The sequence below is a fragment of the Dyadobacter luteus genome (genome assembly GCF_003383615.1).
GTDB classification, from domain to species: Bacteria; Bacteroidota; Bacteroidia; order Cytophagales; family Spirosomataceae; genus Dyadobacter; species Dyadobacter luteus.
On the sequence record NZ_QNUL01000024.1, the window covers coordinates 13,969 to 35,645 of the forward strand.

At 42.4% G+C, this 21,677-nt stretch carries 16 protein-coding genes; 4 read left to right on the forward strand and 12 right to left on the reverse strand.

Features of this window, described 5'->3' with window-relative positions; translation table 11 throughout:
• Positions 1-12: 12 nt before the first annotated feature.
• Positions 13-456 carry a hypothetical protein gene (locus tag DSL64_RS22310; RefSeq protein WP_115833162.1) on the reverse strand — a complete coding sequence of 148 codons (444 nt, stop codon included), beginning with the start codon at positions 454-456 and terminating at the stop codon, positions 13-15.
• A gap of 218 nt (positions 457-674) precedes the next feature.
• Between DSL64_RS22310 and DSL64_RS22315 the strand changes: the two genes are divergently transcribed.
• The 3 genes from DSL64_RS22315 to DSL64_RS29595 all read left to right on the forward strand — a co-directional run bounded on the left by DSL64_RS22315 (position 675) and on the right by DSL64_RS29595 (position 2,732).
• Entirely contained in the window at positions 675-1,919 is a 1,245-nt protein-coding gene (locus tag DSL64_RS22315; RefSeq protein ID WP_115833163.1) for an MFS transporter, read from the forward strand.
• 319 nt (positions 1,920-2,238) lie between these two features.
• A complete protein-coding gene (locus DSL64_RS22320) occupies positions 2,239-2,469 on the forward strand; it encodes a DUF433 domain-containing protein (protein WP_115833218.1) in 231 nt (76 codons plus the stop codon).
• On the forward strand, positions 2,466-2,732 hold the full coding sequence (locus DSL64_RS29595; RefSeq protein WP_115833164.1) for a DUF5615 family PIN-like protein: 267 nt from the start codon (positions 2,466-2,468) through the stop codon (positions 2,730-2,732). The genes DSL64_RS22320 and DSL64_RS29595 overlap by 4 nt, the downstream gene beginning before the upstream one ends.
• A gap of 291 nt (positions 2,733-3,023) precedes the next feature.
• Here the strand turns inward: DSL64_RS29595 and DSL64_RS22330 are convergent, their stop codons facing one another.
• From DSL64_RS22330 to DSL64_RS22345, 4 genes are all read right to left on the reverse strand, one after another.
• Positions 3,024-5,423 carry an ABC transporter permease gene (locus DSL64_RS22330; protein ID WP_115833165.1) on the reverse strand — a complete coding sequence of 800 codons (2,400 nt, stop codon included), beginning with the start codon at positions 5,421-5,423 and terminating at the stop codon, positions 3,024-3,026.
• Positions 5,424-5,916: 493 nt separating this feature from the next.
• Positions 5,917-7,329 carry a RagB/SusD family nutrient uptake outer membrane protein gene (locus DSL64_RS22335; protein WP_115833166.1) on the reverse strand — a complete coding sequence of 471 codons (1,413 nt, stop codon included), beginning with the start codon at positions 7,327-7,329 and terminating at the stop codon, positions 5,917-5,919.
• A gap of 40 nt (positions 7,330-7,369) precedes the next feature.
• On the reverse strand, positions 7,370-10,633 hold the full coding sequence (locus DSL64_RS22340) for a SusC/RagA family TonB-linked outer membrane protein (RefSeq protein ID WP_115833167.1): 3,264 nt from the start codon (positions 10,631-10,633) through the stop codon (positions 7,370-7,372).
• Positions 10,634-10,818: 185 nt separating this feature from the next.
• Entirely contained in the window at positions 10,819-11,856 is a 1,038-nt protein-coding gene (locus tag DSL64_RS22345) for a DUF4097 family beta strand repeat-containing protein (protein WP_310587868.1), read from the reverse strand.
• Between the two features lie 155 nt (positions 11,857-12,011).
• Here DSL64_RS22345 and DSL64_RS22350 point away from each other — a divergent pair, with 155 nt between their 5' ends.
• Positions 12,012-12,242 (forward strand): hypothetical protein, encoded by a 231-nt coding sequence (locus DSL64_RS22350; RefSeq protein ID WP_115833169.1) that lies wholly within the window; start codon positions 12,012-12,014, stop codon positions 12,240-12,242.
• Positions 12,243-12,282: 40 nt separating this feature from the next.
• On the opposite strand, the gene DSL64_RS22355 is transcribed toward DSL64_RS22350, so the two are convergent.
• The 7 genes from DSL64_RS22355 to DSL64_RS22385 all read right to left on the reverse strand — a co-directional run bounded on the left by DSL64_RS22355 (position 12,283) and on the right by DSL64_RS22385 (position 21,610).
• Complete coding sequence (locus DSL64_RS22355; RefSeq protein WP_115833170.1) at positions 12,283-12,642, reverse strand: hypothetical protein; 360 nt, start codon at positions 12,640-12,642, stop codon at positions 12,283-12,285.
• Positions 12,643-12,733: 91 nt separating this feature from the next.
• Positions 12,734-14,161 (reverse strand): GH1 family beta-glucosidase, encoded by a 1,428-nt coding sequence (locus tag DSL64_RS22360; protein WP_310587869.1) that lies wholly within the window; start codon positions 14,159-14,161, stop codon positions 12,734-12,736.
• Between the two features lie 70 nt (positions 14,162-14,231).
• Positions 14,232-16,265 (reverse strand): T9SS type A sorting domain-containing protein, encoded by a 2,034-nt coding sequence (locus tag DSL64_RS22365; RefSeq protein WP_115833171.1) that lies wholly within the window; start codon positions 16,263-16,265, stop codon positions 14,232-14,234.
• Between the two features lie 451 nt (positions 16,266-16,716).
• Positions 16,717-17,283, reverse strand: coding sequence for an RNA polymerase sigma factor (locus tag DSL64_RS22370; RefSeq protein WP_115833172.1), 567 nt, complete (start codon positions 17,281-17,283; stop codon positions 16,717-16,719).
• A gap of 235 nt (positions 17,284-17,518) precedes the next feature.
• Positions 17,519-18,727 (reverse strand): hypothetical protein, encoded by a 1,209-nt coding sequence (locus DSL64_RS22375; RefSeq protein WP_115833173.1) that lies wholly within the window; start codon positions 18,725-18,727, stop codon positions 17,519-17,521.
• 163 nt (positions 18,728-18,890) lie between these two features.
• Positions 18,891-19,178, reverse strand: coding sequence for a hypothetical protein (locus DSL64_RS22380; protein WP_115833174.1), 288 nt, complete (start codon positions 19,176-19,178; stop codon positions 18,891-18,893).
• 32 nt (positions 19,179-19,210) lie between these two features.
• The gene (locus DSL64_RS22385) at positions 19,211-21,610 is read right to left on the reverse strand and encodes an ABC transporter permease (protein WP_115833175.1); all 2,400 of its coding nucleotides are present in this window, start codon (positions 21,608-21,610) and stop codon (positions 19,211-19,213) included.
• Positions 21,611-21,677: the final 67 nt, after the last annotated feature.

The following is a 21,677-nucleotide window of genomic DNA, read 5'->3' on the forward strand; positions in this document are numbered from 1 at the left end:
GAATTTAATCATTTAACATCCATCATTTTTATTCTTGCTCAACCCCAGCCACATATAAAGGTCAGGAATGAACCGTTTCTGCTTCACGACAATGATTTTTCTGTCAGAATTATTCAACTGACCGGCCAGATCAACAACAATCTGATCTCCGTCTTTCGCGAATTTCAGTATTTCAGCCATCTCATATTCCTGAACAGCATGGTTATGTGCATACGCTTCTGCATTGACAATCCTGCCTTCGCGCTTCAGGTAAATGTAGAATGGGACCGCATCTCCGGCATCCAGCCCAACACTTAGTCGTCCCCTGGTTACCCACGAAAACATATCGGAAGATACTTTCTGTCCATTCAGTAGCAACGATGTAGTCTTCACACCATTTTTGGGCAAACCATTCGAAACGGAAAAGGAGAGCAGGACAACAAAAAGACAAGTGATTTTGACCAACAGATTTCTCATGAGCTGTAGTTTTTTGAATGAGTTACGAATTGGATCAAATGTAAATCACGCAATTTCAAACCTTGTCAACCGCCTGTAAAACAATGTAAACGAAATGTAAAACCTTGTTTTCAACCTTATAAATGAACAAAAACAACAACTCATATTAATTTTCAACCATCGCCGAACGTATTATCATCCAGTACTTGTTCGCATTATGAACACTGCACAATATCAATTTGAAGAAAGTTAATTCACAAGATCCTTACGCTTCTCTGCGTTTCTCTGATTTCCGGTTTTACGTTTCCAATACTTTCCTGTTTGCTGCTACTATTCTGATACAGGAAGTCATTGTTGGTTACGAGCTTTACAAGATGACGCACGATCCGCTGGCACTAGGCCTGATCGGACTGGCAGAAGCAATACCATTTATCATCACATCCCTATTGGGCGGATACATTGCAGATCAAAAAAATAAGATCAGCGTTATGCATATCAGTATAGTGGTGATCATTCTCGGATCAGTGATTCTGTATACACTTTTTCAACCGGGCATTTATAATTCCCTTACTGAATTTCAACATCTTGCAGCCATATACGGCGTTTTCGGGTTAATTGGTTTTGCCAAAGGGTTTTATTCCCCGGCATCCAGCTCTCTTAAACCGTATCTTGTGCCAAGACAGTTTTATGCCAACTCATCTACATGGAGCGGCTCATTCCGCCAGGCAGGAGCAATCACAGGTCCTGCGATTGCAGGATTTCTCTATGCCTTTGCAGGTTTTCAGAATACGTTGCTGATAGTGATTGTAAACTTTGTGGTTTGCTGGTTTCTGCTGGGTATGATCAAAACCAGACCTGAGATTGTCAAAATTACAACACCTATCATTGAAAGCCTGAAGGAAGGATTCCGTTTTGTCTTCAGAACAAGAATTGTTTTATATGCCATTTCTCTCGATTTATTTTCCGTATTGTTCGGTGGTGTAGTTGCTCTTTTGCCAGTATTTGCTGAAGATATTCTCAAAGTGGGTCCCGAAGGATTAGGGTTGTTGAGAGCTGCACCGTCAACAGGCGCATTGCTTACGATGCTGGGAATGGCTTATTTTCCTGCAACCCATAATGCCTGGCGTAACATGCTGATCTCGGTTGCCGGATTTGGGTTATTTACCATTCTCTTTGCCATTTCCACCAACTTCATGCTTTCATGCGCCGCACTCTTCTTCACAGGAGTGTGTGACAGCGTCAGTGTCATTATCAGACAAACCATCTTGCAGATATATCCACCCGAAGAAATGCGTGGACGTGTGGCGGCGGTAAACGGGATTTTTGTCAGCTCATCCAACGAATTGGGAGCTTTCGAATCTGGTGTCCTTGCAAAAGCTTTTGGAACGGTTCCTTCCGTGATGATGGGAGGAGTAATGACTCTAGCTGTAGTTACCTGGATCTATGTAAAATCGAAGGATCTGTTTTCAGTGAGGCTGAGCTGAGTGGCCTTAAATGCAGAGAAACAATTATTAAAACGCTAAGGTATAGGAGTTATACGCCGGGTTTCGCTGAGCGAAGTTAACATCCGGTATATTATAGCTCTAATTGTAATCCCAAAATGCCCTTCGACGAGCTCAGGGTGACAGCGCCTTTAATATTTTCTGAACTTCACTAAGAAAATATTAAAAAACTCTGTGTAACTCAGCGCTAACTCAATTTTAACTCTGCGTTGAAAACGCTGTTATCTGTTTTCAACAAATCCCGGTAGCTTTACTTGGATTAAAATTGTTTATTTTTGTTGATCAACCGATCAATTACAATATGTACATATATAAAAACATCATCAGCATTGAGGACGGTAAAAGAAGTGGAAAACCGTGTATCAGAGGTATGCGTATTACCGTTGAGGATATATTACGCTGGTTAGCATCGGGAATGTCTGTTGAGGAGATATTATTTGATTTCCCGGAGCTCACCAAAGAGGATATTCTGGTCTCATTAGAATTTTCAGCCAATCAGCAGAAGAAAATATTTTACGATGTAGCAGCATGAGGCTTCTCATTGATCAAAACATTTCTCATAGGGTACTTCCGATTATTCAAGATCATTTCAAGGGCATTCAACACGTCAGCCAACTAGGTCTGTTGAATACCAATGATCATGAAATCTTCATGTTTGCTCGTAACAACGAATTCGACGCTATCATTACATTAGACGATGATTTTGTAAGATTGCTGAATCTATTTTCCTCACCACCAAAAATCATCTGGCTAAGAACAGGGAACTGCGCAACAAAAATCTGGCGGAAATATTAATATCAAAATACGATATAATAAAGGAGTTTATTGGAAGTGAGTAACATTCCCTATTTGAAATTTTCAAAGTTTAGGGTTTCTGATTTAAGTACATAAAAGTTACATACAGCGTTTCGCTGAGCGAAGTTAATATCCGGTATATTACAGATTTAGTGATAATTCTGGCATGCCCTTCGATAAACTCAGATTGACAGTACCGTTTTGATGCTGAGTCCCACTAAGAAAATATTAAAAAACTCTGTGCAACTCTGCGCCAACTCAATTTCAACTCTGCGTTGAAAATCTAAAAACCTACTCCACCCTCAAACTCTTCACAGGATCCATCATCGCTGCTTTCACCACTCTGTACCCGACCGTTGCCAGGGTGATCAACAAAATCAAAATTCCGCCGGAGGCAGCAATCCACCATTCAAACGTTATGCGATAGGCAAAGCTATTCAGCCAGCGGGCCATCAGATACCAGGCAACGGGTGCAGCTACAACAAAAGCAAACACTACAAGCGCCATAAATTCTTTTCCAAACAGCAGGGTGATACTGTCTATTCCGGCACCGAGTACCTTCCGAACACCGATCTCTTTGATTCTCTGCTCCACCATAAAATTCACCATTCCGTACAGTCCCAGACAACAGATCACAATTGCTACGACGGCAAAGGCGCGAATCAGGGAAGTCAGCTGCTGTTCTTTTTCGTAAAATTTCGCAACCTGCTCATCTACAAACTCGTAACTGAATACCTCATCCGGAAAATTCTTTCGCCAAACAGCTGATAAAGTAGCAATAGTTTCAGCCAGATTTTTGGAATCCAGTCTCACAGCCACCTGCTTGTATAATTTAGGATGGGCAAAAATGACACAAGGCTCTTTTGCCACCTGCAACGATTTCAAATGAAAACTCTTTACAACTCCAACAATCTCCCCTTTCAATCCACTATTTCCATCTTCAAGTGACCGACCAAGCATTTGTTCCGGATCGCTTATACCCAACTTCAGCATCAGTTCTTCATTCACAATAAACTCAGTAACAGAATCTCTACCGGTTATATTCCTGCCTGCCAACAACTTCATTTTATACGTTGGGATGTAACCACTATCGCCAAAACGATCCCGGATTACAAATTTCTCCCACTCCACTTTATTGTCAAACCTGACCGACCCTCCATAACCCATCTGCGATGAGGGTGCCTCATATTGCCAGGCTACAGAACTTACTGCAGGATATTGAAGCAAATCGTTTTTCAATGAATGTCTTGCACTTTGTTCGGGGTTCATTTTCGGCAGAGAGATGGTAATCACTGCATTTTTGTCAAAACCCAGATCCGCATTCTGAAAATAGTCGAGTTGCAATACAAGTACAACCGTTCCGATTACCAGCACCTGAGCTATCACAAGTTGAAATACTACCAACGATTTTCGTAAACCAATACCTCCTGATTGCCTTGCACTCATCTTATTTTTCATCGCGGCGACAGGATTAAAACCTGAAATAATGACCGAAGGATAGAAACCGGCCAAGAGTATCACCAATAAAATGGCAAAGATTACGAACAACAGAAATTGAATATCAAACAAGATCGTCAAATGGAATGCCTCTGTATGAGCCCAATTGTTGAGAACAGGCAACAGCATCGCAACCAATAAGAGTGCCAAAACTGCCGCTCCCAGGGTTACTGCAGCTGTTTCACTCATAAACTGAAAAAAAAGCTGGCGCTGCGTACTCCCAAGTACCTTTCTTACGCCGATTTCCTTTGCCCGTTTCAGAGCCTGCGCTGTGGCCATATTGATAAAATTGATACAGGCAATCACCAATAAAAACACTCCTACACCACCCAAAATCCATATAACCGACATCCTGATTTTACCATCGTATCGTTCATCAAAATGAATAGCTGCGAGCGGTTGCAGTCTATGATCGTAATATTTGGCTGTCTCACCATAATATTTACCTCCATTCTTTTTGATTTCATTTTCAACCACGCCTGCATCTGTATCCCTTGCAAGGCGTACATACGAGAGATTTCTTGCACTAAGCCAGCCGAAATTATCCATTTCATAATCTGGCTCCAGTAATTTGAGCGTAGGAAGAGAAATATAAATACTGTAATTGATGTCGGTTGGTAAGTGCTGTTCTTTCACAATTCCCGAAATTCGCAGATTAACAGCATTGCCAAGTTTCAGCGTTTTTCCAATCACGTCTTTTGTCCCGAAGTACTTAACAGCAATACTCTCAGAGATTACGGCAGTACCAGGTTCATTCATGGAAACGGCTGCATTCTTCCCAAGCCAGCCAAAGCGAAACATTTCCATAAAATCCTGATTGGCAAACACGACATTATCCTTTTCTATGAAGCGCTTAACCACGTTTCCCTCATTGGTTGACACAGTAGAATTAGGATTTTTCCTGATAAAACCCACCCTTTCAATCTGAGCATAATCCTGCGCCAAAGATGCCGCAAAAGGCACAGAAGAATCTATTCCGTTTTCTATTCCTTCATCCAGCAAAAGATTTAAAACCACTCGATAGGTCCTGTCAAAGTCAGGTTGATGCCTGTCGGTGCTCAGATGGTGTTGCAGGAATACGAATATCAGTGTAGCACAAGCCATTCCCATTCCAAGTCCGAGGATGTTCAGGATCGTGTAGGTACGGTTCAAACGGAGATTCCGCAAGGCGATTTTGATATAGTTTTTGAACATACGCACTCATGAATATTCAACCCTTTCAGGGTTGGGGGATGTATGGTGATCATTTTACACCCCCGGGTGGTACCCGGGGGGAGTCATATTGAAGCCCTACAGGCTTCTGTTTTCCGTTAGGATCTCAATGCTATATTTTTCAACCCGGATTTCATTCTCAGGTTACTCATGTTGATGCCTCTACTGGCTTCTTCATCATCGGAAACCCGGAGGGTTTCAATATGAATAACGCCGGGTAAAACCCGGTATCTACCTGCCCTTGACTGTACAACAACCTCAGAGAGGTTGAATAATTATAACAAAATACATTTATTCAAAAGTAATTTTTTACCAGCTTCATTTTCAACTTAACTACCTGATTTAACTATTTTTAACTACCACTAAAAACACTAACATCCTGCTTTTCTATGGAAGAGCAGGATGTTAGTGTTTTGCGTAAAATTATACTATCTGCGTATTATCCGCCTCACAGCTAAGAGCTTATATCCAAAAATCAGTTTTGCTTGTAAGACCTGTTTATGTCCAACTCTCGCTGCGGAATCAAATACAGCGAACGAATTGTTTTACCCTGAGCCTGTAAAGTTTCCTTTGCTACCCCAAAACGTAACAAATCTGCCCAACGGTGATTTTCAAATGCCAACTCAACTCTTCTTTCATGTAATAATTTTTGAGCAAAAGTTCCGGAGCTGGCGGCACTCAGTGGAGCCAGTTTGGCCCTTGCCCTTACCTGATTGATATATCCATAAGCCTCGGCCCCCTCTCCCAATGCTTCGGCCAGCAGCAGCAGCACATCAGCATAACGGAACACCACAAAATTGTATGACGCGTCTGCTTCGTCAAATGCATTCTCTCTGCCAAATTTGGTAACGTAACGTGCATCATTCCTTGTGTTTGTCTGCAATACACCCTGTGCATTTACATAACTTGTATCCATGGATTTCAGGAAACGGTCATCTCCCGGTTCGTAAGCTTTGAGCACATCCTGGGTAGGCCGGTTACGATAAGAACCTGTCGTATGCTTTAGAGTTGGAGAAAAAGCATTGGTAAACGCGTTACCTGTCCCGGTTCCTCCCCCTTTAAATTGCACTTCGAAAATAGACTCTGCATTGTTTTTATTGGCAAGTCCCCACAAATTGGCATAATTGGGCAAAAGTGAATAGCCGTAGTTAGCTATAATTCTGCGCAATACTGTCTCAGCAGATTTCTTATCACCAGCCGTGAGATATACTTTGGCTAAAAGTGTAGCCGCCGCCCCTTTGGTAGCACGCCCGACATTGGCTGCATCATACTTGATAGGCAATCCCTCTTCAGCCTTGATCAGATCCGGAATGAGTTGTTTGTAAACTTCCGAAGCCGGTACCTGAGGCAACGCTTTTCCTTCCTCCGCTGACTTTGCCTCCGTAAGCGGCAGCGGAATATTGCCGAAGGAAACAGCCAGATTGTAGAAGAAAAGTGAACGTAAAAACAACGCCTCTCCCCTGATCCTTTCCCGATCCGTTTCTGCTATGGAAACGCCGTCTATCCGGCTTAGTACAATATTGCTTCTTGCAACTCCCAGAAAGGAATCCGTATAGGCGGCTGTAATGAACTCGCTTGTTGCATTCTCCGTAAAATTATCAATCACTGTAAGTTCAGCACCAAGACCAGTACCGTCACTTCCCTGATCGGTATTATCAGATCTCATTTCCTGTGTAATCCAATAACTCTGGTTGTAGGTTCCATTGGCCTGCAACACCTTATAGGCAGCATTGATAGCAGTATTTAGGTCACTTGCTGTGTTGTAAAACTGATTTACATTTCGCTGAGAAATGGGGCTCAGGTCTGTAAAACCTTCACCGCAGGAAAGCAGTGTTACGGCTCCTGCGAGTGAAAAAGATAATTGTATAAGTGTTTTATTCAATTTCATAATCTACATATTAAAAGTCTGGAAGACAGACAAAGTTGATTTAGAATGTCACGTTCAAACCGAAAGTGAATGTTTTGGCGAGCGGATATGCTCCATAATCCTCGCCTTGCACACCCGATAAACCAGTCTGGTTATTTACCTCAGGGTTATAACCGACATACTTTGTGCTGGTAAACAAGTTGGTTGCGGTGGCGTAAGCACGTAAAGTCTGAATTCGGCTCCCTAACAATCTCTTCGGGAAGTTGTAACCCAATGCAATATTCCGCAGCCTGATGTACGATCCGTCTTCCACCTGATACGAAGATGGCCTGTTGTTGTTGCCATGTGTATCTGTAAGCCGGTCGGCTCTTGGCACCTTTCCATTACCCGGCTGTTCTGCGGAAATCCAGCGATCCAATGTAACCGTATAGGAGTTCGTTCCGGCTTCTCCATTGGCGAGATGGCGACGTGTCAGGTTCAATATTTCTGATCCCTGCACACCCTGAATAAGAAAACTGAAATCAATTCCTTTGTAAGAAAAACGGTTCGTGATCCCGTAGATAAAGTCAGGCTGGTAATTCCCTGTTACGGTTCTGTCGTCCGCATTGATTTTTCCATCTCCGTTCACATCTTTAAATCGAAAATCTCCCGGTCGCGGCTTCGGCGCAACTTCATCCTTCGGCGCATTATCAATATCACTTTGTGTCTGATAAATCCCCTCCACCATATATCCGTAGTAACTTCCAATCGCATCACCAATTCTTGTGATATGGCGAATACCAGCTCCGCCTGAGCTGAGAATAGGATCGCCTGTGGGACCCAGTTTCAGCACTTTGTTTTTGTTCGTAGAAAAGTTAAAATCTGTAGACCATGAGAATGCACCGGTAACGTTTCGGCTATTGATTGTCAGCTCAATACCCTTGTTTTCCACTTCTCCAATGTTCTGCAACGCATTCAGGAAACCAACCGCTGCAGGTACCTGCACATTGAGTAAAAGATCAGAAGTCACTTTTCTGTACCAGTCAAAAGAGAAATAAACCCTGTCTTTGATAATACCTAAATCAACACCCAGATCAAGCTGTGTCGTTTTCTCCCAGGTGAGCCTGTTATTGCTGATCGTTTGCGGAGCAATGCCATTCACTACATTGCCTCCGATCACATAATTATATGGATTCAGCAAACCAATAGAGGCATAATTCGGAATCAGGAAGTTACCCGTTTTACCCCAGCTTCCTCTGACTTTAAAGTCGCTCACAAAAGTGACCGGTTTCAGAAAAGCTTCTTCCGATATACGCCATCCTGCAGAAAGGGAAGGAAATACACCTGTTTTGTTGCCATCTCCAAAGCGAGAGGATTTATCAGCCCGAATAGTCGCAGTAAGCAGATATTTGTTCTGAAAAGCATAATTAGCCCGGGCCAGATACGACACCAACGACCACTCCTCGCGTGTGGAAGTGCCTGCTGTTACTTGTCCTCCACTCACCGTTTCTACAAGATCATCAGGAAACTTTTGTGCAAACACCTGATTGTTATCGATTCTGTCCTTTTGAGCACTGTAACCCGCTACGGCCGAAATGGCATGGTTTGCTCCGATTGTTTTATCGTATGACAATGTATTTTCAATCAACCAGTTGTAGTTCAAAGAAAAATTGGACTGCCCATACGGATCACCCACCGTTGCCTGACGGAAAAGCAATGAATTTCCTCTGTAAAAATTGCGGTTGTAATTGTTGACATCAATACCGGTGTAAAGCTTATATTTCAGTCCGGGAAGTAGCTCGTACTCTCCGAAGACATTCCCCAGGGTTCTGAATTGAGTCAGTTTATCAGTTACTCCTTCAACAATAGCCAGGGGATTGCTTGCCTCTGTCATACTTGCCGCTCTTCCGTCTTCTGTATATAAATGTGACTGATTGTCTCTTTGGTTAATGGTACCATCCGCATTATACGGCCGAACGGTAGGTGAAGTTACCAGGGCAGAATATACGATCCCGGGAGGATCAGCAAAGTAGGGAGCACCCGCCGGTGAGCGATCCAGATTACTGAATGAAGGGCTCAGTCCTAAACCAAATTTTAGCTTCTTTGTAGCGTTGGCTTCCAGATTCACCCGGAAAGTATACCTTTCAATACCACTTTTGGCTACAATACCACGCTGATTGTAATATCCCCCGGATACATAGTAACTCACATTCTCGCCACCACCAGCTAATGACACATTGTAGCTTTGCACCGGCGCAGAACGGAAGATCAAATCCTGCCAATCGACATCCGTTCCGTCAGGATTAGCAAAATCATCCGGAATGTAATAGGCAGTATTAGTGGTTTTTGTATAACGCGTTGCATTGTTATCGTTGGCATTTGCTCCAACAACATCCTGCACATAAGCATTATTTTTAGCATCTTTTACATACGCTCCCAGCTGGGCGGCATTCATCAGATCCACTTTTCTTGCCACTTGCTGTACACCGAAGTAAGCGTCAAAACCAATCACCGGCTTTTTATCTCTTTTACCTTTTTTGGTTGTGATCAGCACTACCCCATTCGATCCACGCGATCCGTAAATGGCAGCAGCAGAAGCATCTTTCAATACCTCGATGGACTCAATATCATTGGGATTGATATTCCCGAGCGGATTCGAAGGAGGTAAGGCAAAAGCAACTGTACGGCGTGATATATCACCCTGTACGCCGGCATCCACATTTTTGGAAATCGGAAAACCGTCAATAACATACAGAGGTTCTGTTCCTCCCGAAATGGATCCAAGTCCGCGTACACGAATCGTAGTGCCCGCGCCGGGTTCACCGCTAGGCTCCTGAACCTGTACTCCCGCAATCTGCCCCTGAATCGCGTTCTCGAAATTGGTAACCGGAATGTCTTTGATATTTTTAGCTGAAAGTGAACCCACAGAGCCGGTAATATCACGCTTGTTCTGGGTTCCGTAACCAACAACTACAATCTCATTCAGACTGCTTACATCTGGTTCAAGTTGAATCTGCAGAGAGCCGGCTGCGGACACCTCCTGACTCACGTAACCAATAAACGAAAACACGAGCACGGCCCGGTCTGAGGTAACAGATAACCTGAAATTGCCATCAACATCTGTAATGGTTCCTGTATTGGAGCCTTTGATCAAAACATTGACGCCAGGCAATCCCTGTCCGGTAGCCTTGTCGGTAACTTTTCCTATGATCTCCTCCAGCGCCTTTCCGCTACGTACCTGACGCGCCGGTTCTACAAGCCAATTTTCGGAAATAGCATACGATGCCTGGCTGGTAAATCCCAGAAATACAGCCAGTATCATTTTTTGAGTAAAATTTAGTTGCATTAAAATGTGTTAGAGAATGGTTGAAAATACGTCGCCATCATTAAATCTACTTATTTTATAGACTTAATATACAAATGTATATATTTTTTGTTACCAACAGTTATAGAAATAAAAAAAGGCATTTCCGATTTGGAAATACCTTTCACGATCCGTAAGAATCGTTCGAAATAGTCAGGCTTAATAGCTTACTGATTTACATATACATTACCAGAGCTTGCAGACAACGTAACCGGAACCCCTCCTCCGTTGATCTTGCCGTTCACTTTGTTTTTCTCTACATGACCATCAAAATTTTTCAAAGGAATCGAAACTTTATTTCCTTTCAAATTAAGATCAAGTCCCGACTCCAAAGGCATACTTACACGAATACTTCCTGCTGAGGTACTAAGATCCAGATATTGCCCCAGTTTGACAATAGCAACCTCTACACTTCCTGCACTGGTGCTGGCCTTCAAACTTCCTGATACATTTGCCAGCTTCACCGAACCGCCGGATGTTCCTGCATTCAGCGATCCTTTGATATCGTCACCTTTCACACTTCCACCGCTTGTACGAGCAGCTATTTCACCTTCCAGTTTAAGCAGAGAAATGCTACCGCCGGAAGTTGTCAGATTTACCTTTCCGTTCAGATCATTAGCACGAATGCTCCCTCCGCTGGTTGTGAGCTCAATTACTTTGCGGCAATTGCTCACTTCTATACTCCCACCCGAAGTTTTACCAGTAATATTCCCCTCCAGATCATCTACTTTCAAACTTCCCCCACTGGTCGCAAAATTTTGATCACCGGTCAGAGAAGCGATACGGATACTCCCGCCACTTGTTTTCAGATTTGTGGAGGTGCTGCGGGGAGCAGCTATTTTAAAGCTTATTGAAATACTTTTCTGGTTATCCCATTTGGTACCATTTTTTCTTTTTGCAGTAGCTACTACTTTGTTGCCTTCTGTGCCGATCAGAATATCATAATCTTCCAGACGGTCTTCAATTTCCTCTTTTGTCAATTGATTTTTCCCGTTCCAGTTATTCGGACGAACAAACATATCCACCACGAATCCATCCTTTTGCGCTCCTTGTACTGTAATGGAACCGCCCGAGGTTTCCACTGTTACTGAGTTCAAAGACTTATTATTAAATGATTTGCTTACATAGGGCTGGTCTTCGGGCGACTGTGCGAAGCTTACAGAAGCTGCCAGCATCAGCATTGCAGAAAGTAGTAGTGATTTCATTTTCATGATCTATATAAATTAGTTTTTCCAATAGATGAAAAAACAATAAAAGACGTTGCACGGATGGATAAAAGATATTCGAAAATTATCTGTCAAAAATCCTGGATTCGGAATGATTATTGATACCAATACTCCATCATCAATATACACGCAAAATGAAAACTTTCCGGATTAAAATATTAAATGACGAAACTGAAGGTCATGTAAGACAGTTACTTGCAGAACTGGAAGCCAATGGATCCATACAATTAACTGAAGATCAATGGGAACCAACACCCGACAGAGGAAAAGATGTTACCGAGAATCAGGCACAGGAAATGATTGAAGAAGCGGAACTGGGACCTTATTACTCTGAAAAAGAGGCGAAGGATATTCTTAAGATATGAAAAATGTGGTCGGAACAAATCCCGGCCACACCTAGGTGTTCTATTCAATTTTGCGCATTTCCAACACATCAATCTCGTTGTATTGCGTGGTCACTCCCCACCCACACTGTACATCCTTTTTACGTCCTGTAGCGCTGTACTTAATATGGACTTTTGTGAAACTATAAGCACTCTCCACTTTACCCAACGCTTTCTCAATCACCTTTTGAGAACCATCGGAGGCAGCGAAATTGATAAGACTGTCACCCTGCACTACCGAAAAATGCCAGGCACAACCATCGGAGGCAATCATGTTGGTCCAAACTGCTTCCGTCTCGTAAACATCAGACTTTACAATTTCCGGATCTTCATGGCAACCTATCCATGCCAAAAGGCCAAATACTACTATGAGAATTTTCATACAACAGGCATATTTTACAATGAAAGTATTTAAAAGTTTTCACCACCTGTTTGTAGATTCAGGAACCCCAAAAATAGTTGGAACCCTACGGTCAATTTTTTAAAAACCTGGCAAACCATTTTCCTGACTCCTTCATCGTTCTTCGCTGGGAATCAAAATCAACGTGTACTAAACCAAAACGTGCTCTGTAGCCTTCAGCCCATTCAAAGTTATCCATCAGTGACCATACCAGATATCCCCTGATATTTATGCCTTCGTTCTTTGCTTTCAATACCTGCCCGAGATATTGCTGAAAATAGGCAATTCTATCTGCGTCAATGATTTTCCCTTCTACCAGCCGATCTTCAAATGCAGCTCCACTTTCTGAAACGATTATGTCACGAATACGTTTGTAAGCAGAAAACTGTTTCAGAATTTTATAGGTACCCTCAGTATCTATTTCCCATCCCATTGCAGTAACAGGTACGTTTCGCAAAGTTGCAGGAACTTCTTTGAGCCAAAGAACCGGTATCAGATAACTGTGCTTTACAGTGATACTGAAATAGTTTTGAATGCCTGTGAAATCAAAGTCAAATTGCAAGGCTTCTGCATCACCAGGCAACATGTACTTTTTGATACCGTTTAAAAAAGGAAAAACATCCGAAGGATAGCCAAGTCCTAGTGCAGGTTCAATAAACATTCTGTTCATCACCGCATCAGCGCGTTGGGCTGCTCGTACATCCCGTACGGCATTGGTATAAGGAACGATGTGAGAACATGAAATAGCCATTCCTATGTAGGCATCAGAAACCCGTTCCCTAAGTATTCTTCCTCCTGCTGCCTGACACATCGCCAGATGATGTGTAACTGGTAGAAAGTTCCATAAACCTCTTTTTCCCGGCGCGTGTAAGCCTGTAGTATATCCCAGCGCTGCCACTGCCATCGGCTCATTAATTACAATCCAATTTTTGACCCTATCACCGAACGACTGAGCGCATATTACCACATAATCAGAAAACCAATGGATGATTTCCCGGTTTTTCCAGCCGCCAAGCCGTTCCAGCGCCTGCGGTAAATCCCAGTGATAAAGTGTAACCCAGGGTTTGATCCCCAGAGCAATACATTTATCGATCAGACGATTATAAAAATCAATACCTGCCTGATTTACTTCACCTTTCCCATCCGGCAGAATCCTCGACCATGCAATTGAAAACCGGAACTCCGTAAACCCCATCTCCACCACCAGCGCAAGATCTGCTTCGTAGCTGTGATAAAAATCACAGGCGACATCAGCGTGATCTCCATTTTTGATCTTACCTCGCTTATGTGTGAATACATCCCATACCGAAGCCCCTTTTCCATCCTCTCTCACGGCACCTTCTACCTGAAAGGCGGCTGTTACAGTACCCCAACAAAAATCATTTCCAAAGTCAGCTTTACTAAAATGCTCATTTTCAAATTGCATTATCTGCGTTTCATCGCTTCCGGCCATATTGATGGGCAAGTTTTTCAAATTCAACGCTAAAAATAAGCCCTTCATCCGCCAAAACAGATGAAGGGCTAAAATTTAACAAAAGCTTCTCTTTACAATTGAGTAGGAATATTATTGATTACCTGCCAACTACAATACGTTTCGTTGTAACAGCACCACTTTTGTGAGCAACTTTCACAATATAACGACCTTGTGCCAGTCCGTTCAGATCAATCTTTTCAGTAGTGGCGCGTTTTACTAGTTGTCCGTTTACGTTATAAATCGTAACATTTGAAAGTGCATCACCCGAAGTACTGATCATGATGTATTCTGTTGCCGGATTTGGATAAACAGATACATCTGCCCCACCCTCAACCTTCACGCTAATGATGCTGCTGTAAGCAAACGTCTCATCAAGATCAATCATTTTCAAACGATAAAGGTTGGTACCTGAAGCAGGTTTTTTGTCTGTAAAGTCGTAAGAGATGATTGAATTGCTTTCACCTTTGGCAGCTACCTGTCCTAATACTTTCCAATCTTTACCTGTAGTACTTTGTTGCACTTCGAACAATCCTGAATTACTTTCAGATGTCGTGTTCCATTCCAGTTTCACTGCATCCTCTACTTTGTTGGCTTTGAATTCAGCAAGTTTGACTGGTAACGAACCTCCGATTACAGTAAGACACGCATTATCGAAATGGAAATCACTTCCTTCTGAATACATCTGTACCCTTACAAACTTGGTTCCTTCCGGTGCTTTTTTGGTCACAACATATTGTTTCAGACCAGGCGTGTTTCCTGTTACACTTTGATCCACGGCAGCTCCCTGAGAACCAATCTGTGTATTCTGTGCATTGAAGAATATCAGATTAAAACTCTGAGCACTTTTCGCATTATACGCACCCCATATCGACAACGTAACGTCACTACCAGGCGTTACCTGGATATCCTGTGAAGCTGTTGCAAAACCGGAAATAAGACCAGCTTTTGTACCACAAACAGCATATTTTTCAGGAGTAGAGAATGAACCTGCTCCATTTTTATTCCAACCAGTCGCACCTTGCTCGAAACTTGGATTCACCAGCTTATTATCTTTACAAGCTACACATTCTGCTGATTCCTCAATAGTAAGACAAGCAGCATCCACTTTAAAGTAATCTCCTGTGGATGAACCCAGCACCCGAACGTATGCAGTTCCGGCAGGCGCAGTACCATCCAGCTGATACAATTTCAGCTTATTGTTAAGCTCCTCTACAGATTTATCAAGATTAACTGAAACTGTGGACAAAGGGCTGGTACCCGTCTCGGAGAAAAACTGAAGTTCGAATTTATGATTGCGGAAATTGTGGTATCCACCCCATATTTTCAATCTCACTTTACTTCCCTGCGTTGTTTTCACATCCTGATAAAAACTTCCTGCTCCACCGTTAACTAAACCGTTTTTGCTACCACACACAACAAATCCTGCATCCTTCACAAAGTTGCTTGTCCCTACCCAGTTTTTCGGAACCTCCTTTCCGGAAACAGTTTGCGTTTCTTCAAAAGAAGGGTTGATCAGCTTATTGGTACTGCAATCATTACATGAAACGGCTGGTTTTTCAATATTAAGGCAGGCAACATCTACTTTAAAATAGTCTCCTGTCGCACTTCCTTTCACGCGTACCTTAAGCGTTCCGGCAGGTGCGTAGTCAGAAAGTGTGTACTTCGTAAGCTTGTTATTGTTCTGTGATACAGACACGTCCAATTTCTTCTTGACCTCAAGAAGCACCTTGTCATTAGCACCCAGGAAGATCAGGTGAAAATAATGATTTTTGAAGTTGTGGTATCCGCCGTAAATGTTCAGCGTTACCTTGCTGCCGGGAACAACATTCGCAGCATCCTGCCAAAATGAACCTGCACCATCCAAACGGCCATTGTCCACGCCGCATACATCGTAATTCGTATCAGTAATAAACTTCCCTTCGTACTGCCAGTCTGTCGGGACTCCGTTCTTCGCATTTTCAAAACTGCCGTTTGAAAGTTCATTACTTGTGCAACCGCAATTATCGGTTGTAAGGGCTTCGGCTGCATTTACACCAGCATTAGAAAAAATGCTATTGTCATTCGAAAAGCCGAATGAACAGGTGGATAGAAAAAGCAGTGAAGAAAATAGTGTAGTAGATAAATTTTTCATAGAAAAATGTTTGAATTAGCAGAAGTGCTATGTAGGATTTCTCGCACAAATATAATTCTGCATTTCCATTATCTACAAGAAAAAATATGATTTTTTTTATATTACAATGTATTTAAAAATACTTCTAATTTAAAAATACAACTATATTCGAATACATATTCATAACTAGTTTTACTCACAAAACCCATCTAATTTTATTTAAATGCACTTTTTAAACATATCAGGAATAAAATTAGAGAAACTATATCGCATTTCAAATAATTTCAAACAATTGCACTATTCAAATAATAAGAAAAGAAGACAGAACACTGAACATCTCAGGATTATGATGATTTCCACAAATCGCGGATATAGACATAATTCGACCATATCGTGATCTTTAATCAAGACGCGTTTGACACTACCTGAAAATTAGAGGCGAAGAAAATTGATTTAAATAGAAAAAGTACGCTTAACCAGCAATACTCATCATAGATGAAGTTCCGAAAACATAACGTAGTTCCTGAAGAGATTTTCTGATACGCGACTTGACAGTTCCCAGTGGAACCTGAAGAGTTTCGGATACCTCCTCATGCGTATAACCTTCAAAATAAACCATTTCGATAAGGATTCTTCGTTCCGGAAGCATGCGGGAAACAATGGCACGAAGATCCATGAGATTAATCGGTGGAATGTATGTAGCTTCAGCTGTCACCTCAATTTCACTGACAGAAGATAAACTCACGACTTTCTCAGTTTTGACCTCCATTCTCAATTTGTCAATGGCCGTATTTCTCGCGACGTTTAAAATCCATGTAAAAAGTGTCCCCTTCTCTGCATCGTAGCGGCTTATATTTTTCCATATCTTAAGAAATGCATCCTGCATAGAATCAGAAGCCTTTTCTTCATCCTTAACGACTTTCAGAATAATTCCATACAATGCAGGCGAATAGCGCTCGTACAGATATTCAAATGCATCCCGGTTATTACTTTTGAGCTGCACAATAAGTTCTGATTCAGTATAAGTCACTTTTCGCATTTCTATGTTAATTGAACTGTCGGGGATTGAGTTGATACGGATACAAAGAGACGCCGTAAACCTTTGTTTATCAATTCCATTCCAGCACCAAGTTTAATGTCAGTGTGTAAGCATATCGCCACAATGGGGAAAATATAATCCCGGTGATGTCGTCTGCCCGAATACGCTGTAAATACGAAAAGAGGCAAGACCTTTTTTGAAGTCCTGCCTCTTTAAGATACCTTCTATTTATGACTTAGTGGCTTTCATCAGACTCTATCCCCAAAACTGCAAGACGATAAGGAACAGAAGATACCTTGATCTTATTTACCTTACCAAAATCTTCCGTACTCACCTGCCAAAGTTCTCCGGCAGCGGGCTGAGTGATATACAAAAATCTTGATGTAGCTTCGATCTGAGGCTTCTGAGTGGCATCTTTCGCCACTGCACCTACCACAGAGCCGCCCTTTTTCAGTGTATTTGTAGCCAGATCATATAGTCTAACCTCACCATTATGGAATAATGCAATCAGATTATTCCCTGCATAGTCTATTTTCACTTGTATCAAATCAGTACTTTCGACGATCGGAGTTACTGCCTTGGCCGTCACATCTATCAGATATGCTCCCATCGCAGCAGTATAGCCTACAAATTTACCAGCGCCTTTCGCCTCATAAATAGATCCGAACCAGGCAGTTCCAAAATTAGCCGGATGTGGAATCAGAGATTGAGCTCCCGTGGGCTGCACAACAAGAATTCCGCTTGAAGAACCAAACAGAGATACTTTTCCGTCACTCGCATTACCATGTAACCCCTTGGTCTGAAGTGTTGAAGCAAAAAGTGTTTTTCCCGCAGCATCAATAATTTTAACTCTTTCCGGAAGCGTACCAGCTACTGATCCATCTTTTTCTGTGATGGCATACGTTCCGTTATCGAACTTGGTCATAGCACCATGATGAGCCACGTTTCCGGCATTAATGGTAGTCATTTTAGCACCCGTAGTGTGCATATCAGCCTCTTTAGCAACGCTTAAAGTACCATCACCATCATTGAAGGCGATTACTTCATCACCTTTACTTTTGAAGTGGGTCGGGCGATTTCCATTTCCGGTAAGCGCACCAAATTTCGGCGTCCCTTTCACATCCACATGGTCGCCATGTCCTTCAAAGCCAGTATCAAAAAACTGTACGTTGTTATTCGTTCCGTTCACAAGTGCTCCAAATCGCCCTGCTTGGGTGCTATATAAAGCGGATTTTGCAAAACTTGCTGTGAAAGATTCTGTTGAGAGTTTTACAGGATCTACGAGTGATAATTGTGTAGTATTTTCATCATTTACCAGAATCCTGATAAACTTATACTCGCTTTCTGCAACCGGACTCACGGTTTCTTCTTTGTCATTATCACAGGCAGCCAATCCCGAAATTACCGACAGCGCTAATAAACTTTTTAGTAAACTCCTCTTCATGATATTATAGTTAAATGCAACAATGATGCAAATATAGAATTCAATTATTCATTTACGCAACATTGTTGCAAAAAAAATATAGAAAATAAGAAAGGGAAGCGCTGAGCTTCCCTTTCAATCATATATAAAAAACAAAACCTTACCTACATAGCAGACATTAACCCTACACCATAGCCTGCCGTATCAGAGATCGACTCTCATTTTTGACGAAAGTAATCGGGACAAATTCGTCGGTAGGAGCTCCGATGTAATACACAGTCCATTCGGGATCGTGATGAGCCAGCATTTCACTGATGCAATCTGCCCGATGTGCTTTGGGATTTACGCAGTTCTCCCAGTAAAACAGCTCCACTTTATAATGCAATTGCTGTTTGAGACCATTAATCGTGACATGCACCTCTATTTCCTGCTGACCGTACATGTTAGGTATGGGTATAGCTATATGGCTCATTGTATTGATATATTAAAATGATCGGACTAATATCAATCTGCACGAAGTGATTTTACGGGGTTGGTTAAGGCTGCTTTTATACTTTGAAAACTTACTGTAAGCTGAGCAATTGCGATTGCTAAAATACCAGCTCCCGCAAAAATCCACCATTTCATTTCTACGCGGTAGGCAAAATCCTGAAGCCACCAGCTTACTGTAAACCAGGCGACAGGAACAGCAATGAGTATGGACAGAAGTACGAGTTTCATAAAATCCCTGGACAATAAGGCCACAATTCCCGCAACCGAAGCACCCATTACCTTTCTTACGCCAATTTCTTTCACACGCCGCTCAGCTGAAAAAGAAGCCAGTCCGAATAACCCAAGGCAGGAAATGAAAATCGCCAAACCTGCCAGGATGCCAACTATTTTACTCACCTGCCCGTCGGCTCTGTACAGTTCTGAAAAGTGTTCATCCAAAAATGAATAGGTGAAATCCCTCTCCGGAAGCTGACGCTTCCATATCGACTCTATAGCTGCCAGCGCCGGTTTTGCGTCTTTTCCTTTAATCTTTACCGACATCTCAGAGTAGCCCCAATCCTTTTGATTAAACAAGCAAAGTGTTTCAATCTTATGGTGCAGAGAGTTGAAATTAAAATCCTTCGCTACTCCCACAATCGTCCCCAGGGAATCGAGCCCGCTAAACCCGAACCGCTTCCCTACCAGGGAAGCGACTGTCTGCTTTGGCTGATCCTTAAGTAATTCTCTTGCCAGCGATTCGTTAATGATGTACGTTTTTCCGTTCTCTGATTCTTCGCTGGTAAAATTTCTGCCTGCCACCAGCTTGATCTTGTACAACGACAAATAATCCGGATCAACCACCACTTGCGAGGACGCCATATCCCTCACAGGTCCGTCTCCCCGGAAACTTACACCCGTCTGATGCAAATTGTTCCCCAGTCGCTGGCCTGATCCTGTAACATTTTCAATAAATGAATTGGCAAGCAATTCCTGTTTGAGAGACTGAAATTTCGGACTTGACTTCGCATCCAGCGGAATAATTACGACCTGGTCTTTGACGAAGCCGGGATCTTTTTGCTGCATGAAATTCAGCTGCCTCACAGCGAACCCTGTAGCAATAATCAGGAAAACAGCACTACTGAACTGAGCGATAACAAGCGTGTTTCTGAATGTACTTTTCCCTGCTCCCATTTTACCTTTCAAAACCTTAACCGGCTCAAAAGAGGAAAGAAACAAGGCCGGATACATGCCTGAAAAAACACCGATAACCACCGCACCGCCGAGCGTTAATAAGAGCAGCCCAGGGTTCGAGAAAATTGAAAATTCCAGATCTCTCTGGCTGAATTGTGCTACGGAGGGCAAAAACAATTTTACAAGAAGAACCGCCAGAACAAACGCGATCAGAGACAGAAAGATAGATTCACCTATAAATTGATAGGCAAGCTGGCTCCTGTGTGCACCAATCGATTTTCTCACGCCCACCTCCCTTGCCCTGCCAGACGACCTCGCAGTAGACAAATTCATGAAATTAACGCAGGCTATAATCAAAACAATGACGGCAATAACCGAAAAAGTATAAGTGTAGGTCTTATTGAATTTATGGAAATTCTGGTAATCATGTGTGATGTCTGTTGAACGGGAGTGTATCTGCGACACGGGCTGTAAAAAAATCTCATAGAACTTCCAGCCTCCGTTTTTCATGTATTTTTTGAGATAATCAGGGAATTTTTTCTCCAGGGAAGCGATATCCGCATCGGGTGCCATTTTAAGATAAGTAACGAGCCAGTTTCCGCCCCACCTGTCCATAAACTCAGGCTTAATAATGGTACTGAAAGAAAACAGCGCGTTGAACTGAAGATGCGAATTGCCTGGTACGTTCTCCATAATACCGGTCACCTTAAATGTAAGTGTATCACCGCCATATCTGGTAACAGACTGCCCGATCGGATTCTGATCTCCGAAAATCCGTTTTACCCCTTCCTCAGTAAGTACAACACTATTGGGATTTTTGAGTACGTCAGCTTTTTCTCCCTCTATCAATTTGAAATTGAACATATCAAAAAAGTTGGCATCTGTATAAAATCCCTTTTCCAGTTCCACCCTCTTTGCGCCTACGCCTAACAATACCGACTGCATGTCCCGAACCCTTATAAAATCACGCACCTCCGGATAATCATTTTTCAGAGTTGGCCCCATCGGGAACATCGACAGTGCCACTTTTTGAGGAGCTACCATTCCTTCAAAATTCTGCACCTCATTTAACCTGTATATGTTTTTACTGTGCATGCCATCAAAACTTTGTTCATAAAAAACGAACAACATGATGATGATACAGGCAGCCATTCCGGTAGCCAGGCCTACGATATTAATGGCTGAAAAAACTTTGTTTTTCCAGATATTCCGGAAAGCAATTTTGAAGTAGTTTTTTAACATGGCTGATTTTGAAATGCTCGTCAGAGAAAACAGTATATACACTTCTGTTTCATCTCTGTTTCAAAAA

Bases quoted from the DNA above. Each gene is read 5' to 3' on its own strand.
- DSL64_RS22370 (WP_115833172.1), bottom strand. From the start codon at position 17,283: ATGCGAAAAGTGACTTATACTGAATCAGAACTTATTGTGCAGCTCAAA.
- DSL64_RS22355 (WP_115833170.1), bottom strand. From the start codon at position 12,642: ATGAAAATTCTCATAGTAGTATTTGGCCTTTTGGCATGGATAGGTTGC.
- DSL64_RS22375 (WP_115833173.1), bottom strand. From the start codon at position 18,727: ATGAAGAGGAGTTTACTAAAAAGTTTATTAGCGCTGTCGGTAATTTCG.
- DSL64_RS22360 (WP_310587869.1), bottom strand. From the start codon at position 14,161: ATGAAGGGCTTATTTTTAGCGTTGAATTTGAAAAACTTGCCCATCAAT.
- DSL64_RS22320 (WP_115833218.1), top strand. From the start codon at position 2,239: ATGTACATATATAAAAACATCATCAGCATTGAGGACGGTAAAAGAAGT.
- DSL64_RS22345 (WP_310587868.1), bottom strand. From the start codon at position 11,856: ATGAAATCACTACTACTTTCTGCAATGCTGATGCTGGCAGCTTCTGTA.
- DSL64_RS22340 (WP_115833167.1), bottom strand. From the start codon at position 10,633: ATGCAACTAAATTTTACTCAAAAAATGATACTGGCTGTATTTCTGGGA.
- DSL64_RS22335 (WP_115833166.1), bottom strand. From the start codon at position 7,329: ATGAAATTGAATAAAACACTTATACAATTATCTTTTTCACTCGCAGGA.
- DSL64_RS22380 (WP_115833174.1), bottom strand. From the start codon at position 19,178: ATGAGCCATATAGCTATACCCATACCTAACATGTACGGTCAGCAGGAA.
- DSL64_RS22385 (WP_115833175.1), bottom strand. From the start codon at position 21,610: ATGTTAAAAAACTACTTCAAAATTGCTTTCCGGAATATCTGGAAAAAC.
- DSL64_RS22365 (WP_115833171.1), bottom strand. From the start codon at position 16,265: ATGAAAAATTTATCTACTACACTATTTTCTTCACTGCTTTTTCTATCC.
- DSL64_RS29595 (WP_115833164.1), top strand. From the start codon at position 2,466: ATGAGGCTTCTCATTGATCAAAACATTTCTCATAGGGTACTTCCGATT.
- DSL64_RS22310 (WP_115833162.1), bottom strand. From the start codon at position 456: ATGAGAAATCTGTTGGTCAAAATCACTTGTCTTTTTGTTGTCCTGCTC.
- DSL64_RS22330 (WP_115833165.1), bottom strand. From the start codon at position 5,423: ATGTTCAAAAACTATATCAAAATCGCCTTGCGGAATCTCCGTTTGAAC.
- DSL64_RS22350 (WP_115833169.1), top strand. From the start codon at position 12,012: ATGAAAACTTTCCGGATTAAAATATTAAATGACGAAACTGAAGGTCAT.